General features: G+C 66.6%; 16 protein-coding genes and 1 pseudogene. 9 read left to right on the top strand and 8 right to left on the bottom strand.

Annotation, left to right across the window (positions count from 1 at the left end):
• Window positions 1-60 precede the first annotated feature (60 nt).
• Window positions 61-1,983 carry a translational GTPase TypA gene (typA, locus tag AB8M85_RS06705; protein WP_372698002.1) on the top strand — a complete coding sequence of 641 codons (1,923 nt, stop codon included), beginning with the start codon at window positions 61-63 and terminating at the stop codon, window positions 1,981-1,983.
• Window positions 1,970-2,401, top strand: a complete 432-nt coding sequence (locus AB8M85_RS06700) for a hypothetical protein (RefSeq protein WP_372698001.1) — start codon at window positions 1,970-1,972, stop codon at window positions 2,399-2,401. The genes typA and AB8M85_RS06700 overlap by 14 nt, the downstream gene beginning before the upstream one ends.
• 69 nt (window positions 2,402-2,470) lie before the next feature.
• On the opposite strand, the gene AB8M85_RS06695 is transcribed toward AB8M85_RS06700, so the two are convergent.
• Window positions 2,471-2,965 carry an ArsR/SmtB family transcription factor gene (locus AB8M85_RS06695; protein WP_372698000.1) on the bottom strand — a complete coding sequence of 165 codons (495 nt, stop codon included), beginning with the start codon at window positions 2,963-2,965 and terminating at the stop codon, window positions 2,471-2,473.
• Between the two features lie 62 nt (window positions 2,966-3,027).
• Here AB8M85_RS06695 and AB8M85_RS06690 point away from each other — a divergent pair.
• A pseudogene (locus tag AB8M85_RS06690) lies at window positions 3,028-4,386 on the top strand (MFS transporter).
• On the opposite strand, the gene AB8M85_RS06685 reads toward AB8M85_RS06690, so the two are convergent.
• Window positions 4,383-4,658 (bottom strand): hypothetical protein, encoded by a 276-nt coding sequence (locus AB8M85_RS06685; RefSeq protein ID WP_372697999.1) that lies wholly within the window; start codon window positions 4,656-4,658, stop codon window positions 4,383-4,385. The pseudogene AB8M85_RS06690 and the gene AB8M85_RS06685 sit on opposite strands and share 4 nt — an antisense overlap.
• Before the next feature lie 132 nt (window positions 4,659-4,790).
• Here AB8M85_RS06685 and fdxA point away from each other — a divergent pair, with 132 nt between their 5' ends.
• From fdxA to AB8M85_RS06665, 4 genes are all read left to right on the top strand, one after another.
• Window positions 4,791-5,114, top strand: coding sequence for a ferredoxin (gene fdxA, locus AB8M85_RS06680; RefSeq protein ID WP_372697998.1), 324 nt, complete (start codon window positions 4,791-4,793; stop codon window positions 5,112-5,114).
• Window positions 5,115-5,129: 15 nt separating this feature from the next.
• Window positions 5,130-6,266, top strand: a complete 1,137-nt coding sequence (dapC, locus tag AB8M85_RS06675) for a succinyldiaminopimelate transaminase (protein ID WP_372697997.1) — start codon at window positions 5,130-5,132, stop codon at window positions 6,264-6,266.
• 80 nt (window positions 6,267-6,346) lie between these two features.
• Window positions 6,347-7,630, top strand: a complete 1,284-nt coding sequence (locus AB8M85_RS06670) for a citrate synthase (RefSeq protein WP_372697996.1) — start codon at window positions 6,347-6,349, stop codon at window positions 7,628-7,630.
• A 128-nt stretch (window positions 7,631-7,758) separates the two neighbouring features.
• Window positions 7,759-8,364, top strand: coding sequence for a hypothetical protein (locus tag AB8M85_RS06665; protein ID WP_372697995.1), 606 nt, complete (start codon window positions 7,759-7,761; stop codon window positions 8,362-8,364).
• An 18-nt stretch (window positions 8,365-8,382) separates the two neighbouring features.
• On the opposite strand, the gene AB8M85_RS06660 is transcribed toward AB8M85_RS06665, so the two are convergent.
• Complete coding sequence (locus AB8M85_RS06660) at window positions 8,383-9,306, bottom strand: hypothetical protein (protein WP_372697994.1); 924 nt, start codon at window positions 9,304-9,306, stop codon at window positions 8,383-8,385.
• Entirely contained in the window at window positions 9,296-10,267 is a 972-nt protein-coding gene (dapD, locus tag AB8M85_RS06655; RefSeq protein ID WP_372697993.1) for a 2,3,4,5-tetrahydropyridine-2,6-dicarboxylate N-succinyltransferase, read from the bottom strand. The genes AB8M85_RS06660 and dapD overlap by 11 nt, the downstream gene beginning before the upstream one ends.
• Window positions 10,268-10,309: 42 nt before the next feature.
• Here dapD and dapE point away from each other — a divergent pair, with 42 nt between their 5' ends.
• Complete coding sequence (dapE, locus tag AB8M85_RS06650; RefSeq protein ID WP_372697992.1) at window positions 10,310-11,428, top strand: succinyl-diaminopimelate desuccinylase; 1,119 nt, start codon at window positions 10,310-10,312, stop codon at window positions 11,426-11,428.
• 139 nt (window positions 11,429-11,567) lie between these two features.
• Here dapE and AB8M85_RS06645 read toward each other — a convergent pair whose 3' ends face one another.
• The 4 genes from AB8M85_RS06645 to AB8M85_RS06630 all read right to left on the bottom strand — a co-directional run bounded on the left by AB8M85_RS06645 (window position 11,568) and on the right by AB8M85_RS06630 (window position 14,956).
• Window positions 11,568-12,476 carry an amino acid ABC transporter permease gene (locus tag AB8M85_RS06645; RefSeq protein ID WP_372697991.1) on the bottom strand — a complete coding sequence of 303 codons (909 nt, stop codon included), beginning with the start codon at window positions 12,474-12,476 and terminating at the stop codon, window positions 11,568-11,570.
• Window positions 12,473-13,150 carry an amino acid ABC transporter permease gene (locus AB8M85_RS06640; RefSeq protein ID WP_372697990.1) on the bottom strand — a complete coding sequence of 226 codons (678 nt, stop codon included), beginning with the start codon at window positions 13,148-13,150 and terminating at the stop codon, window positions 12,473-12,475. Before AB8M85_RS06640 ends, AB8M85_RS06645 begins: the two co-directional genes overlap by 4 nt.
• Before the next feature lie 133 nt (window positions 13,151-13,283).
• On the bottom strand, window positions 13,284-14,108 hold the full coding sequence (locus AB8M85_RS06635) for a glutamate ABC transporter substrate-binding protein (RefSeq protein WP_372697989.1): 825 nt from the start codon (window positions 14,106-14,108) through the stop codon (window positions 13,284-13,286).
• Between the two features lie 68 nt (window positions 14,109-14,176).
• Window positions 14,177-14,956: an amino acid ABC transporter ATP-binding protein gene (locus AB8M85_RS06630; RefSeq protein ID WP_372697988.1), complete on the bottom strand. Its 780-nt coding sequence runs from the start codon at window positions 14,954-14,956 to the stop codon at window positions 14,177-14,179.
• Between the two features lie 119 nt (window positions 14,957-15,075).
• On the opposite strand from AB8M85_RS06630, the gene AB8M85_RS06625 reads away from it, so the two are divergent.
• The gene (locus AB8M85_RS06625; protein ID WP_372697987.1) at window positions 15,076-15,858 is read left to right on the top strand and encodes a TIGR00730 family Rossman fold protein; all 783 of its coding nucleotides are present in this window, start codon (window positions 15,076-15,078) and stop codon (window positions 15,856-15,858) included.

Here is a 15,858-nt window from a genome sequence, read left to right as displayed (position 1 = left end):
GTCAGCCGTGGCCCCACGTCACCGACCCCAAAAACATCAACTTGAAGCGAGCCCTAACGCATGTCAGATCTTTCCCCGGAAACCACTAGCGCAACGCGCAAAGATCTTCGCAACGTCGCCATCGTCGCCCACGTCGACCACGGGAAGACGACATTGGTGGATGCCATGTTGTCGCAGACCGGTGCCTTCTCAACGCACGGCGACACCGAAGAGCGCGTCATGGACACCGGCGAACTCGAACGCGAAAAGGGCATCACGATCCTGGCCAAGAACACCACAGTGTTCTACTCCGGACCCGCTGCAAACGGCCACGACGTCACCATCAACGTCATCGACACCCCCGGGCACGCCGACTTCGGCGGCGAGGTCGAGCGCGGCCTGTCCATGGTCGACGGCGTGGTGCTCCTCGTCGACGCCTCCGAGGGTCCGCTGCCGCAGACGCGCTTCGTGCTGCGCAAGGCGCTGACCGCCAAGCTCCCCGTGGTCCTGGTCGTCAACAAGACCGACCGCCCCGACGCCCGCATCGACGGCGTCGTCTCCGACTCCATGGACCTGCTTCTGGGCCTGGCCTCCGACCTCTCCGACGAGGTCCCGGATTTGGACCTGGATTCGGTCCTGAACGTTCCGGTCGTCTACGCCTCCGGAAAGGCCGGCCGCGCCTCGAAGAACCAGCCCGCCGACGGCGCACTGCCTGACAGCGACGACCTCGAGCCGCTGTTCGCCACCATCATGGAACACGTCCCGGCCCCCGCCTACACGCCCGACGAGGTCCTGCAGGCCCACGTCACCAACCTCGACGCCTCGCCGTTCCTCGGCCGTCTGGCCCTGCTGCGCATCGTCAACGGGACCCTCCGCAAGGGACAGCAGGTCGCCTGGGCGCGTCAGGACGGCCAGCTGAAGACCGTGAAGATCACCGAGCTGCTGGCCACCAAGGGCCTCAGCCGTGTCCCTGCCGAAGAAGCCGGGCCGGGGGAGATCGTCGCCGTGGCCGGCATCGAGGACATCATGATCGGCGAAACGCTGACCGACGTGGAGAACCCGAAGCCACTGCCGCTGATCACCGTCGACGACCCCGCCATCTCCATGACCATCGGCATTAACACCGCCCCGCTGGCCGGCAAGGTCAAGGGCGCCAAGGTCACCGCACGCCAGGTCAAGGACCGCCTCGACAAGGAGCTCGTCGGCAACGTCTCGCTCAAGGTCCTGCCGACCGAGCGCCCCGACGCCTGGGAGGTCCAGGGCCGCGGCGAGCTGGCACTGGCGATCCTCGTCGAGCAGATGCGCCGCGAGGGATTCGAACTGACCGTCGGCAAGCCGCAGGTCGTCACCCGGACCATCGACGGCAAGGTCCACGAACCGATGGAACTGATGACGATCGATGTGCCCGAGGAATACCTGGGCAACGTCACCCAGCTCTTGGCCGCCCGCAAGGGACGCATGGTCAACATGGCCAACCACGGCACCGGCTGGGTCCGCATGGAATTTACCGTTCCCGCCCGCGGGCTGATTGGCTTCCGCACGCGCTTCCTCACCGACACCCGCGGTGCCGGCATCGCCGCTTCCATCGCCGACGGCTACGAGCCGTGGGCCGGTGACATCGAATACCGCACCAACGGCTCGATGATCGCCGACCGTGCCGGAGTGGTGACGCCGTTCGCGATGATCAATCTCCAGGAACGCGGAAGCTTCTTCGTCCAGCCGACCTCGGAGGTCTACGAGGGCATGATCGTCGGCGAGAACTCGCGCGCAGACGACATGGACGTGAACATCACGAAGGAAAAGAAGCTCACCAACATGCGTGCCGCTTCCTCCGACTCCTTCGAGAACCTCACCCCGCCGCGGACCTTGACGCTCGAGGAGTCGCTGGAGTTCGCCCGCGAGGACGAGTGCGTCGAGGTCACCCCGGAAGCCATCCGCATCCGCAAGGTGATCCTGAACGCCAGCGAGCGCGGTAAGGCCGCCCGCTCCCGTGCCCGCGCCTAGCAATTCCGGCAACCGGGCCATCCCGGTGGTCGTTGGCACCCTCGTCGCCATCGTGACGGGGGTGCTGGCGGCCGTGTTCGGCACCATCCTGCAGGCACAGGTCACCTATGTGGGCGAGACCCCCCTGCCGTGGGGCGCCGTTCTGGCGTTGATCATGGCCGGGGCGCTGGCGGTCGTTGCAGGACTGTACACGGAGCGCATCTGGGCGGCAGCGGCGTGCGGCGTCGTCACCTATGCGCTGGTCGCCTGGACGGGCCTTGACGTGCACAACCACCTGTTGATCGGTTGGTCCAACCACGACGCGCTCCCGGGCCCCTCACTCGCCGGGACCCTGTGGACCTATGGGATCGCCGCCTCGACGATCGTGGCCCTGCTGGTCACTGCCGGCGGCCTGCGGGCCCGCGGAACCAGCCGCTGAAGCGCTTGCCCCGCACGTGACGGGGCGCCAGGGGCCAGGCCCGATGAAAACGGGCGAGGACGGGGCCGCTCAGTTGGCCGTCTGGTCCAAATGATGGGCAACGAACAGCGAGGTGGCCACGCCGTCCTCGTCCGCCGGACGCAGGGCGTAATCGGAGATGACGTCCTTGATGCGCGAAAGCAGTTCGCGCTGGTCGGCCTCCGTCAGCTTCAGCCCGACCCGCATCACCTGGATCTCGTCCGGGGCCAGGCCGTTGATTTCCTGCAGGAACGTCTCCAGCAGCACCGGCGCCGCATCGGGCAACTTGGTGCCCCACGACATGCGGGTGCTGCGGTACGGCACCTCCTTGGCGCCCCGTTTGCCCCGCCGGGGTTCCTCCGCTTCGAGGAAACCGGTGCCGAGAAGCGTGCGGACATGGTGCAATGATGTGGCCGGATTGATGTCCAGAAGGTCCGCAATTTCCTTGTTCGTGCGTGACTTGTGCAGACATAAACGCAGGATCCGAAGACGGATGGGCGAACTCAGCGCCCGCGCGCGTGCTTGCAGCTCGTCATCTGATGCCATATGTTCAGCATACGATAAATTTCGTTACTGATTGACATCATCAAATCACATAGCAGGGTTTCATGACCTCTTCTGGGCCTCAGTCTCAATCGGCTCCAGACGGTACGCAACGGGTCAATGGGGGGACCATGCCGTCGCACAACCAACCTCCATTACCGTCACCTGCGCCCCTTCGCAGGGATTTGAACTTCCTGGTGTTCTGGCTGGGCCAGACGCTGAGCCAGTTCGGGGCGCAACTCGGTGCTGTCGCCATGCCCGTCCTGGCGGTCTCGCTCCTGCAGGCCGACGAATGGGAAGTCGGGGTGCTGAACGCCGCCAATACGGTGGCCTTCCTGGTGGTCGGGCTGCCGGTCGGGGCATGGGTGGACCGCTTTTTCAAGCGTCGCATCATGATCCGCGCCGACGTGGTCCGGATGGCGGCCATGCTGGCCATCCCGCTGCTGTGGTACCAGGACCTCCTGCAGATCTGGCACCTGTGGGTCATCGCCGCGGTCATCGGCATCGCCAACGTCTTCTTCGACGTCTCGTACCAGTCCTACATCCCCTCATTGGTCGAACGCGAACAGATTTCCGAGGCCAACGCCAAGCTCGAAACCACCGGATAGGTTTCGCGCCTCGCCGGGCCAGCGGTCGGCGGCGGCCTCCTGGTCGTGATAGCGGCACCACTGCTCTTCGTCGGGCAGGCCATCGGCTACCTGGTCTCCGCACTCTGCCTGGGCAGGGTCCGCGACGACGAGCGGCCCGCCACGCGCCGACCGGGGGTGGGGCTGGCGGCCGAGATCCGCGAAGGGCTCGGCTATGTACTCCACCACCGGCTGATCGGCCCCCTGGCCGCGACCACCGGCATCATCAACTTCTTCAGCACCATCATCTTCACGCTGCTTCCCATCCTGGCGCTGCGCACCCTGAGCCTGAACACCGTCGAGCTGGGGTTCATCTACTCCGCCGGGGCCGTTGGCGGCCTCATCGCCGCCTCGCTGACGCCGTGGGTCGGCAACCACCTGGGGGAGGGGCCCTCGCTCGTGGTGGGTACGCTCCTGACCGCCCTCGGCATGGCCGGGTTCCCGTTGTCGATCCTGGCTGGGGGGCTGCGGCCCTCCTTCGCCGTGCTGGCCGCGTCGATGTTCGTCATGACGGTCGGCGTGTTGATCTACAACATCATCCAGGTCAGCATGCGCCAACGGATCTGCCCGCCGCGGTTGCTCGGGCGGATGAACGCCTCCATCCGCTTCATCGTCTGGGGCGTCATGCCGATCGCCTCGCTGCTGGCAGGGTTCCTCGGCGAGGCACTGGGCATCACCGCCACCCTGTGGATCGGAGTGGCCGGCAGCCTGGTTGGCGTGCTCCCGTTGCTCTTCTCGCCGCTGCCGCGCTTGCGGGAGCTTCCCGCCGAGCAGGAGCACGACGGCGAACCCGACTAGCCGTGCCGGGACCGTCGACGCTGTGGTGCAGGAGGCACGCGTTTGGCATGGGTGACGTCCGCCCGCTGGATGGCGACCATCCCCGAACGCGTCTCCACGGTGAGCACTCCGTCCTCGAGTGCGAGGAAATGGCCGATCGCGTCGCTGAGGCGCGGGCCTTCCGACGCCGCGCCGGAGGCTTCGTGGCCCGCCCCGGAAGCGGAAGAGTCCAGCCGGTACCGCACCACGATCCGGTCACCGGGGTCCAACGTTGTGAAGAAGTCGGCCGACATGCCTCCAGCTTAATCCCCTTCGCCGGCTCCTCCTTCGGTGCCACGGCCCGTTCGGGACTAAGCTGGACGGTGGCGGCGTCGTTGGACACCGCGAGGATTTGAGGCGAACAGCAAAGGAAGGCCCCGGGTACCGTGACGTACATCATCGCGCAGCCGTGCGTGGACGTGAAGGACAAAGCCTGCGTCGAGGAATGCCCCGTCGACTGCATCTACGAGGGGGAGCGCTCCCTCTACATCCACCCGGATGAATGCGTGGACTGCGGTGCCTGTGAACCGGTCTGCCCGGTGGAGGCCATCTACTACGAGGACGACACCCCGGAGGAATGGGCCGAATACTACAAGGCCAATGTCGAGTTCTTCGATGAGCTCGGATCGCCAGGCGGCGCGGCGAAGATCGGCAACACGCACACGGACCACCCGATCATCGCCGCCCTGCCGCCGCAGGCCGGTGCCTGAGCCCCGGCGGCCCGCATGCTGATCCTGCCCGACTACCCGTGGGACGCGCTGGCGCCCTACCAGGAAAGGGCCCGCCGGCACCCGGACGGCGTGGTGAACCTGTCCATCGGCACCCCGGTCGACCCGACACCCGCGCTCATCCGCGAGGCCTTGGCGGCGGCAGCCGACGCCCCCGGCTACCCGACCACGCACGGCACCCCGGCGCTGCGCCAGGCGATCTCCGACTGGTACGCCCGCCGGCGCAACGCCTCGGGGCTGGACCCGGCGCACGTCATGCCGACCGTCGGCTCCAAGGAACTCGTCGCCTGGCTGCCCCTGCTGCTGGGCCTGGGGGCCGGCGACGTCGTCATCCGCCCGACGGTCGCCTACCCTACCTACGACATCGGCGCCTGCCTGGTCGGCGCCGAGGCGGTTGCCGCCGACGATCTCGAGGCCCTCGACCCGGCCGTGCGCGCGCGGGTGAAGCTGGTCTGGGTGAACTCGCCCGGCAATCCGACCGGGATCGTGCGCGACATCGAATCGCTGAGGACACTCGTGGCCCAAGCCCGCGGGCTCGGTGCCGTGGTCGCTTCGGACGAGTGCTACGCCGAGCTGGGGTGGGGCGCCTGGGACGGGGCGGCCATCCCCGGTGTCCTCGACGACCGCGTCAGCGGCGGCGACCACACGGGCCTGTTGTCCGTCTACTCGCTCTCCAAGCAGTCGAACCTCGCCGGGTACCGTGCCGCCTTCGTCGCCGGGGCACCGGAGCTCATGCCGCATCTGGTCAATTCGCGCAAGCACGCGGGCATGATCGTCCCGTACCCCGTCCAGGAGGCCATGCGGGTGGCCCTGTCCGACGATGTCCACGTGGCCGAACAGAAGGACCGCTACCGCGAACGCCGCCGGCAGCTGGTTCCGGCCCTGGAGGCCTTCGGCCTGCGCATCGACCATTCCGAGGCCGGTCTCTACCTCTGGGCGACGGCCGGGGAGGACACCTGGACGACCATCGGGCGGCTGGCCGACCTGGGGATCGTTGCCGGTCCTGGCACCTTCTATGGCGAGGCCGGCAACGGCTATGTGCGCATCGCGCTGACCGCGACCGATGAACGCATCGCCGCTGCGGCGGACCGTCTGGAGGGTGCGGCGCACGCCGCAGGACGTCGCGCCAATTAGTGCACCGGGGCCCCGTAGCGGTAGCGTGGGGCCTGATTATTGCCTGTTTGTACAACTCTGTACTCCGGTAAGGAGAAACCATGACGGATAACAATTCCGCCCGCCTGGCGTATGCGGGAAACGAGCTGGAGCTGCCGGTGGTGTCCGCCTCCGAGGGAAATGACGGCTTCGACGTCGCGTCCCTGCTCAAGGGCACCGGCAACGTCACCTACGATCCCGGTTTCATGAACACCGCGGCCACCAAGTCGGCCATCACCTACATCGACGGCGACGCCGGGATCCTGCGCTACCGCGGCTACCCGATCGAACAGCTGGCCCAGCAGTCCAGCTTCCTGGAGACCTCGTACCTGTTGATCTACGGGAATCTCCCGTCGGCAACGGAGCTGGAGGAGTTCGACCAGAAGATCCGCCGCCACACCCTGCTGCACGAGGAGCTCAAGGGCTTCTTCGGCGGCTTCCCGCGCGAGGCGCACCCGATGCCCGTGCTCTCCTCGGCCGTCTCCGCCCTGTCGACCTGGTACCAGGACTCGCTGGACCCCTTCGACGATGAACAGGTCGAGCTCTCCACCATCCGCCTGCTGGCCAAGGTCCCGGTCATCGCCGCCTACGCCCACAAGAAGTCCGTCGGCCAGGCCCTGCTCTACCCGGACAACTCGATGAACCTGGTCGAGAACTTCATGCGGCTGAACTTCGGCATCGCCGCCGAACCGTACGACCTGGACCCGGACCTGGTCAAGGCGCTGGACCAGCTGCTGATCCTGCACGCGGACCACGAGCAGAACTGCTCGACCTCCACCGTCCGCCTCGTCGGCTCCTCGAACGCCAACATGTTCGCTTCCATCTCCGCGGGCATCAGCGCCCTCTTCGGCCCCGCCCACGGCGGCGCCAACGAGGCCGTGCTGAAGATGCTGCGCACCATCAAGGCCGACGGCATCAAGCCCGAGGACTTCATGGAGAAGGTCAAGAACAAGGAAGACGGCGTCCGCCTCATGGGCTTCGGTCACCGGGTCTACAAGAACTACGACCCGCGCGCGAAGATCATCAAGGCCACCGCCCACGACATCCTGGGCAAGCTCGGCGGCAACGACGAACTGCTCGACATCGCCATGCGCCTGGAGGAGAAGGCCCTCGCGGACGACTACTTCATCGAGCGCAAGCTCTACCCGAACGTCGACTTCTACACCGGCCTGATCTACAAGGCCATGGGCTTCCCGGAGAAGATGTTCACCGTCCTGTTCGCCATCGGCCGCCTGCCCGGCTGGATCGCCCAGTGGCGCGAGATGATCCAGGATCCCGGACTGAAGATCGGGCGCCCGCGCCAGCTCTACGTGGGCGAGCCCGAGCGCAGCTACCCGGGCAACTGATCCGGAACTGCCTTCGAGCATGACGGCGGCCGTCTCCCCTGGGAGGTGGCCGCCGTTTTGGCGCGGTGCTACCCGGATCCGGGGGACGGGCCTATTCTGGAAGGGGTTCCCGGACAAAGGACGACCGCATGTACGAATTCCGTGGGGACGGATGGCACGTTTCGGCGCAGAGTCACGGGCAGATGCTGCTGGCCCTGTACGTCCGAGACCTGGCCGGCATCGAGCACCCCGGACTGCCGGCGATCGCCCGGTTGGCCCCCGCCGTCAAACCCCATGCCGCCGCCGAGTTCTCCGGCTACCACGCCGCGGAGCTGCGGCAGGAATGGCAGGACTGGTGGCATCGGATCCTGCACCACGACGAAAGGGAGGAGACGGCGTTCTCCCCACCGGGCTTCGCCTTCTTCGCCGACTCGCCGACGCTGCAGCGGCTTCTGCGCGCCCATTACGGTTCCGCCTTGAGCTGGAGCCGTGAACGCCTGGCGGAATACTCCCGGGTCAGCGCCGAACACCACGCCACCGGCCGCCGGAGGATGCTCGAACAGATGATCACCGAGCGGGCGCTGGAACTGGAGCGGGAGCCGCGCCCGATGCAGTTGAAGATGGTGGAACTTCCGCTGGCCCAACGCAGGGCCTGGTTCGTTGATCCCGGCACCGTCATCCTCAGCCAGGACCTGCCCCGTGATGCCGAGCTCTATCGGAGCTTCCTGGAGCCGGTGATCCGCTTCATGCTCTAGCAGAGCCGCCCAGCGGGGCTACTGGGCCGCGTCGGCGAAGGTGATGACCACCCGGGAGTCCTCCGCGGTCGCCGGTACCCACTCGCGCTCGGCCCGGTTCCACAACAGTCCCGAATTGCTGACCGAGGTGATCTGCTCGGCGGAGGCATTGGCCACCGCCCACTGCGCGACGGACCAGCCCAGCCGATCCGAGGCGGCGATGGAGAGGCTGTGCCGTCCGACGGACAATGGCAGGTCGCCGAAGGCAGCCGTCAGCCGATCCGCCGTAGCCGCCGGGTCGCCGGCGGCCGTCGGCCGGCGCAGGATGCAATTCAGCGACGCGGGGGAGTACCCCGTTAACGCCGAGGCATAGGCCCGGCCCTCCGGCTCGTGGTCGGCGTAGGCCTCCGGGAACGCGCTGCGCTGGACCTTCTGGGCCGCCTCGGTCACGGGCATGGAGCGGTAGTCGAACGTCTCCAGCTCCTGGTAGAAGCGATTGGCAGCATAGAGGGGGTCCATGATCTGTTCGGTGGTGCCCCAGCCCTGGGACGGCCGCTGCTGGAACAGCCCGCGCGAGTCCGGGCCCGCCTGGTCGCCGTAGTCGATGTTGCGCAACTTGGACTCCTGCACGGCGGTGGCGATGCCGATCGTCGCCGCGCGCGCGGGCATCCCGCGTTTGACGGCGACCGCCGCGATCAGGGCGGCGTTGGCCGCCTGGTCCGGGTCCAACTGGTGCTGGTCCGGCCCCACGACCGCAGTGCAGCGCTCCCGGACAAGGGTTTCCTGCTCGGTGAGGAAGCGGGAAGCCGCATAGACGCCCCCGCCGACGACGCCGATTCCCAACACGATGGCGATGAAGGCACGGAGGCCACGATGGCGCCGGTGCAGCGGACCGGCACCGGGATGTCCACCGGCTGGACGGGTGGACAGCGAGAAAACGCTGTCCCGCAGGTCAGTTGGCATGCAGGGCAGAATTCAGTTCCACGGTCTGGCCCTCCCTGGCCAGGACCTCGACGGCTCCGGTGGTCGAATTGCGGCGGAAGAGCAGATTCGGAACGCCGGAGAGTTCCAGGGCCTTGACGGTGCGTCCACCGAGCTCGACCCGGGTGCCTGCGGTGACATAGAGGCCGGCCTCGACGACGGAATCGTCGCCCACGGAGATGCCCACGCCGGAATTGGCGCCCAGCAGCACCCGTTCCCCGATGGTGATCTTCTCCTTGCCGCCGCCGGAGAGGGTGCCCATGATCGAGGCACCGCCGCCCACGTCCGAACCATTGCCGACCACGACCGAGGCCGAGATGCGGCCCTCGACCATGGACGATCCCAGGGTGCCGGCATTGAAGTTCACGAAGCCCTCGTGCATGACAGTGGTGCCCTCGGCCAGATGGGCACCGAGGCGCACGCGATCGGCATCGGCGATGCGCACGCCCTGCGGCAGCACGTAGTCGACCATGCGGGGGAACTTATCCACGCCGTAGACAACGACGGCACCGCGACGCCGCAGCCGCAGGCGCGTGCGCTCGAAGTCCTCCACGGGGCACGGCCCGAAGTTCGTCCAGACGACGTTGGCCAGGAAGCCGAAGATCCCGTCGAGGTTGATGGAGTTCGGCGCAGCCAACCGGTGGGACAACAGGTGCAGGCGCAGCCAGACGTCGGCCGTATCGGCCGGGGCGACATCGAGGTTGACTTCGAGTTCCATGACGCGCTGGCTGGTGCCGCGGTCGGCGTCGTCGACAGCCGCCGCCATCAGCTCTCCGGACAGCTGCGGGGCTTCATCCAGGGAACCCAGGACGGGAGCGGGAAACCAGACGTCCAGTACCGTGCCGTCAGCGGCGACGGTGGCCAGGCCGCAGCCGGAGGCGAGGCGGACCGGGGCGGCGGAGTCATTCAGGGCAGAAGCGGGCTGGGCCGAGGTGGAAGTCATGCCTTCCATGGTAGCGGTGCCAGCAGGAGATAGGCTGGATCGGTGAGTGAACAAGACGCCGTGCCCGCCCCCGGAATCGCCAGCCTCGCCTTGCCCGACGGCTCCGACGTGGCCTTGCTCACGCAGGCCCTGATGGATATCGAATCCGTCTCCGGCAACGAACGCGGCGTCGCCGATGCAGTGGAGGGCTACCTGCGCGCGCTGCCGCATCTCGACGTGCACCGTGACGGCGATTCCATCGTGGCCCGCACTTATCTGGGCCGCCCCGAACGCATCGTCCTGGCCGGACACCTGGACACCGTTCCGCTGCCGACGACACCTGGTTCCAGGGGCACGGTCCCCTCCGCCTGGGACGGTGACGTCCTCTACGGGCGCGGTGCCACCGATATGAAAGGCGGAGTCGCCGTCCAGCTGGCCATCGCCGCGGGACTGGCCGAACCGAACCGGGATATCACCTTCATCTTCTACGACCACGAAGAGGTCGAGGCCTCGAAATCCGGCCTGGGACGATTGGCCCGCAACTCCCCGCACCTGCTCGAAGCCGACTTCGCGATCCTGCTGGAACCCACGAACGGCACCGTGGAGGGCGGGTGCAATGGAACCAGCCGGTTTATGCTGCGCACCCGGGGCACGGCCGCCCATTCCGCGCGCGCCTGGATGGGGCACAATGCGATCCACGACCTGGCCGGCGTCCTGGCGCGGCTGCAGGGCTACGAACCGGCGACCGTCGATGTCGACGGGCTGGCCTTCCGCGAATCCCTCAACGCGGTGCGCATCACCGGCGGCACGGCCGGCAACGTCATCCCGGACGCGGCCGAAGTGGAGATCAACTACCGCTTCGCACCCAACAAGGACGTCGAGCAGGCCGAGGCGCATGTGCGCTCCCTGCTGGAGGGGTACGACCTCGAGCGCACCGACGGTGCCCCCGGGGCCCGACCTGGGCTCAACCACCCGGCAGCAGCAGCCTTCGTTGCTGCCGTGGGAGCCGAGCCGAAGCCGAAATACGGGTGGACCGATGTCGCCCGCTTCTCCGAATTGGGCATCCCCGCGGTGAATTTCGGTCCGGGCGATGCGCTGCTGGCCCATTCCGACAACGAGCACGTGACCGGGCAGGCCATCCACGACTGCCACGACGCCCTGCGTCGGTGGCTCTCCGCCTGATACCGAGAGGCCAGGCCCGGACGAGCGGACCGCCCCGATCGTCCCGGTAGCATGACCGCCCACGGCAAGGGCCCCGACACCAGATCCATGGAGTCGGGACCCTTGCAGCGAAACGGCGGGACGGCCGCCGGGCGACCCGCTACTCTTCCTTGTCCGGCCGGGTCGCGCCGCCGGGCTCCACAGCCTCCAGGCCCGCAGGACCGCCCACCACGGCGGCGGCACCGGCCTTGGTCTTGCCCACGCCGCGGCTGGAGAGCCGGCGCGAGACGATGGTCGCCAACTTCGAGAGCGTGAAGTTGATGATGATGAAGACCGCTGCAACCACGATCAATGCCTGCAGCACGTTGCCGTTGGGCGAGGAGTACGTCCTGCCGTAGAACAAGAGCTCGTTGAAGCTGATGATGTAACCCAGCGCCGAGTCCTTCAGGATGACGACGAATTGCCCGATCAAGGCCGGGAGCATGGCCACCAGGGCCTGGGGGATCTCCACGAGCCGCAGTGACTGCCCGCGGGTCAGACCGATGGCGATCCCCGCCTCACGTTGCCCCTTGGGGAGGTTGTGCACGCCGGACCGGATGAGTTCGGCAACCACCGATCCGTTGTAGAAGACCAGGGCGGCCACGACGGCCCACATCGCGCTGTTGGAACTGACCTCGAGCGTACGGGCGATGAAGATGTTGAAGAAGACGATCATCAAGAGCACGGGGACGGCGCGGAAGAACTCCACGATCACCGAGCAGACCACGTTGATCAGCGGGTTCGTCGACAGGCGCCCGATGCCGAAGATCAGCCCGAACACGATCGAGCCGACGATCGCCAGGGCTGCGGCCTTCAGCGTGTTGGCCAATCCGGGAAGCAGGTAGTCGGTCCAGGTATCCGCCTGGATGAAGTCGTCCCAGCGCGAGGGCTCCATCTGGCCCTTGGCCGCGAGACCGGCAATGATCCACCACAGCAGGCCCACGATGACTAGGGCGCCGATGACGTTGACGACGAGGATGCTCCGCCGTGCCTTGGGGCCGGGGGTGTCGAACAGTACAGATGCGCTCATCGGGCCACCGCCAGTTTCTTGGAGAGCCAGGTTGTCAACAGCCCAACGGGGATCACGATGATCACGAATCCGACGGCGAAGGTGAGGAAGATCGGGATGACGATGTCGGCCCGGACATCGAGCATGTTGCGCATCACCGAGGATGCTTCGATGGAGACGGATCCGACCGCCGCAACCGTCGAGTTCTTGATGAGGGCAATCAAGACGTTGCCCAGCGGCACGATGGCCCCGCGGAAGGCCTGCGGGAGGATCACCATGCGTGCTGCGGGAAGGAACCCCAGGCCGATGGCGCGGGCCGCCTCGGCCTGGCCCAGCGGGACCGTGTTCACCCCGGAGCGGATGGCCTCGCAGACGAAGGCCGCGTGGTAGATCGCCAGTCCCATGATGGCCAGGCGGAAGAAGTTCTCCTGGAAGCCGCCACCCAGGTTCAGTCCCAGCTGTCCGTTCAGGGCCAGGACGCCGAACAGGATGATGATCGTCAGCGGCGTATTGCGGATGATGTTGACGTAGGAGGTCCCGATGGCCGCGAAGCTGGCAACGGGTGAAATCCGCATCATCGCCAGGACGGTGCCCAGGATCAGGGCCCCGATGGCGGCGAAGAAGGTCAACTGAATGTTGACCCACAGCGCGCCGGGGATGTCGTATTCCGTGAAGATTGAAAAGTAATTATCCACTGTCTGCCTCTATCTGGGTGGCCGTGGGTCGGCGGCACCGTGGGGCGGGACACCAGGTGGAGCCCAAGGATATGGGCTCCACCCGGTGCTGGTGACGCCCCAGGGCCAGCTGGTGGGGCGTCGCGGGGAACCGCTAGGCGCAGGCGTCGGGCTTCGGCGGGTTCACCTTGGCATTCGGCGTGTAGCCGGTGCCCTCGGTGTTGGACTCCAGCGCCTTCTTCCATTCGCCGGAATCGATCATCTTGGTGATCGCCTCGTTGATGGCCTCGCACTTGTCCGACCCCTTGGGCAGACCAACGCCGTAGCGCTCTTCAGAGAACGGCTTGCCGACGAGTTCGAACTTGCCCTGGTAGGCCGGCTGGGCGGCCAGGCCGGCGAGGATGATGTCATCGGTGGTCACCGCGTCGATGGTCCCGCCGGCCATCTGCGTCACGCACTCGGCATAACCGGGCAGTTCCTGCAGGTTGACCTTGGAGGCGTACTTCTCCTTGACCTTGCGGGCCGAGGTCGAGCCGGTGACCGAGCAAAGGTTCTTGCCGTTGAGGTCCTCGGGCGAGGTGATGTCGCTGTCCTTCTTGACCAGCAGGTCCTGGCCGGCGACGAAGTACGGTCCGGCGAAATCGACGACCTTCTTGCGCTCATCGGTGATCGAGTACGTCGCGAAGATCATGTCGACCTGGTTGTTCTGCAGCATGGTCTCGCGGTTGGCCGAGGGTGCGGAGACGAATTCGATCTGGTCTTCCTTGTAGCCCAGTTCGTTGGCGACGTACTTGGCGACGTCGACGTCGAATCCCTTGTAGTTGTCGCCATCCTTGAACCCGAGACCGGGCTGGTCGAACTTGATGCCGATCTTGACCTTGTCGCCGCCGCCGTCGTCGCCCGAACCGCCGCCGCAGGCGGTCAGGGTCAGGGCAGCCGCCGCTGCCATGGCGGCGAATGCATAACCGGTCTTGCGCATGTGCTTCTCCTTGTGTTGTTTCCGGGGAGTGAAACCCGGGGGTGAGTGATCCGGACCGGAGCCCGTGCTTAGTGGTTGGTGATGAGCTTTCCGAGGAAGTCCTTCGCCCGGTCGCTCTGCGGGTTGGTGAAGAACTCGGTGGGGGTCGACTGCTCGACGATCTGCCCGTCGGCCATGAACACCACCCGGTCGGCCGCCTTGCGGGCGAAGCCCATTTCGTGGGTCACGACGATCATCGTCATGCCCTCCTTGGCCAGGCCGACCATCGTGTCCAGCACTTCCTGGATCATCTCCGGGTCCAATGCCGAGGTCGGCTCATCGAAGAGCATGACTTTCGGGCGCATGGCCAGCGCGCGGGCGATGGCCACGCGCTGCTGCTGGCCACCCGAGAGCTGGGCCGGAAGCTTGTCCTTCTGGTTGGCCACGCCCACGCGCTCGAGGAGTTCCATGGCGAGCTTTTCCGCCTCGGACTTCCTCACGCCCTTGACCTTGATCGGGCCCAGGGTGACGTTTTCCAAGATGGACTTGTGGGCGAAGAGGTTGAAGGACTGGAAGACCATCCCGACATCGGCACGGAGCTTCGCCAACGTCTTGCCCTCCTTGGGAAGCTCCTGGCCATCGATGCGGATGGAACCATCATCAATGGTCTCCAACCTGTTGATGGCGCGGCAGAGCGTCGATTTGCCCGAGCCGGAGGGGCCAAGGACGACAACCACCTCGCCACGGGCCACCTCGAGGTCGATGTCCTGCAGGACGTGGAGCGCACCGTAGTGCTTGTTGACCTTCTCGAGCCTGACGACCGGTGAACCGGCAGCCGCCTTGGTGTCAGTGCGGGATGAATTGCTCATGCACAGAACAGTAGCCGATGTAACCAGCGACACAACGGAGCCCCCATGCCTTGGTGACCGAATCTTTACAAAAACTTTCCGCGGCCCGTTTGTCCCGGGCTCGGGGATAGCATGATTCCATGCCCGACTCTCCAGACCCACGTCAGACCACTGAAGCGCTCCAGGAACCGGCCCGACGCAAGGGTGCGGTGATCCTGCGCCGGGACCAGGCCAAGGTCGCCCAATCTGATCGCCAGCTCCTCCAATCGGGTCCGGCGGGCGAGGATTTCACCCACACCGACCCCTGGCGGGTGCTGCGCATCCAGAGCGAGTTCGTCGAGGGTTTCGGCACCTTGGCGGACCTCGGGCCGGCCATCAGCGTGTTCGGCTCTGCCCGGACGCCCCAGGGGACGGAGCGGTACGAGCAGGCCGTGGCGGTCGGACGGCTACTGGGCGAAGCCGGGTACGCGGTGATCACCGGGGGCGGCCCCGGCGCCATGGAGGCGGCCAACCAGGGTGCCTCCGCAGCGGGGGCCGTGTCCGTCGGCCTGGGGATCGAATTGCCCTTCGAGACGGGCATGAACCGGTGGGTCGACCTCGGCGTGAACTTCCGATATTTCTTCGCCCGCAAGACGATGTTCGTGAAGTACTCGCAGGGATTCATCGTCCTGCCCGGCGGATTCGGCACCTTGGACGAACTCTTCGAGGCGCTGACCCTGGTCCAGACGCAGAAGGTCACCAGCTTCCCGATCATCCTGATCGGCACGGATTATTGGCGCCCGCTGGTCGACTGGCTGCGGGACACCGTGGCAGCCGAGGGGGCGGTCTCCGTCCCCGACCTGGACCTGCTGCGCCTGACGGACGACATTGGGGAAGCAGTGTGGTGGGCCACCGGCGCGGACCAGGCCGGCGGGGACGACTAG

Source organism: Arthrobacter sp. JSM 101049 (assembly GCF_041679245.1).
Lineage (GTDB): Bacteria > Actinomycetota > Actinomycetes > Actinomycetales > Micrococcaceae > Arthrobacter_H.
The sequence above is the reverse complement of the archived record's forward strand: the minus strand, read 5'-3'. Positions and strand labels throughout refer to the sequence as shown.

Coding starts and splice junctions, on each gene's coding strand:
- dapD (WP_372697993.1), bottom strand. CDS start 10,267: ATGACTTCCACCTCGGCCCAGCCCGCTTCTGCCCTGAATGACTCCGCC.
- AB8M85_RS06695 (WP_372698000.1), bottom strand. CDS start 2,965: ATGGCATCAGATGACGAGCTGCAAGCACGCGCGCGGGCGCTGAGTTCG.
- AB8M85_RS06630 (WP_372697988.1), bottom strand. CDS start 14,956: ATGAGCAATTCATCCCGCACTGACACCAAGGCGGCTGCCGGTTCACCG.
- AB8M85_RS06670 (WP_372697996.1), top strand. CDS start 6,347: ATGACGGATAACAATTCCGCCCGCCTGGCGTATGCGGGAAACGAGCTG.
- dapC (WP_372697997.1), top strand. CDS start 5,130: ATGCTGATCCTGCCCGACTACCCGTGGGACGCGCTGGCGCCCTACCAG.
- typA (WP_372698002.1), top strand. CDS start 61: ATGTCAGATCTTTCCCCGGAAACCACTAGCGCAACGCGCAAAGATCTT.
- AB8M85_RS06685 (WP_372697999.1), bottom strand. CDS start 4,658: ATGTCGGCCGACTTCTTCACAACGTTGGACCCCGGTGACCGGATCGTG.
- AB8M85_RS06625 (WP_372697987.1), top strand. CDS start 15,076: ATGCCCGACTCTCCAGACCCACGTCAGACCACTGAAGCGCTCCAGGAA.
- AB8M85_RS06660 (WP_372697994.1), bottom strand. CDS start 9,306: ATGCCAACTGACCTGCGGGACAGCGTTTTCTCGCTGTCCACCCGTCCA.
- AB8M85_RS06645 (WP_372697991.1), bottom strand. CDS start 12,476: ATGAGCGCATCTGTACTGTTCGACACCCCCGGCCCCAAGGCACGGCGG.
- AB8M85_RS06635 (WP_372697989.1), bottom strand. CDS start 14,108: ATGCGCAAGACCGGTTATGCATTCGCCGCCATGGCAGCGGCGGCTGCC.
- AB8M85_RS06665 (WP_372697995.1), top strand. CDS start 7,759: ATGTACGAATTCCGTGGGGACGGATGGCACGTTTCGGCGCAGAGTCAC.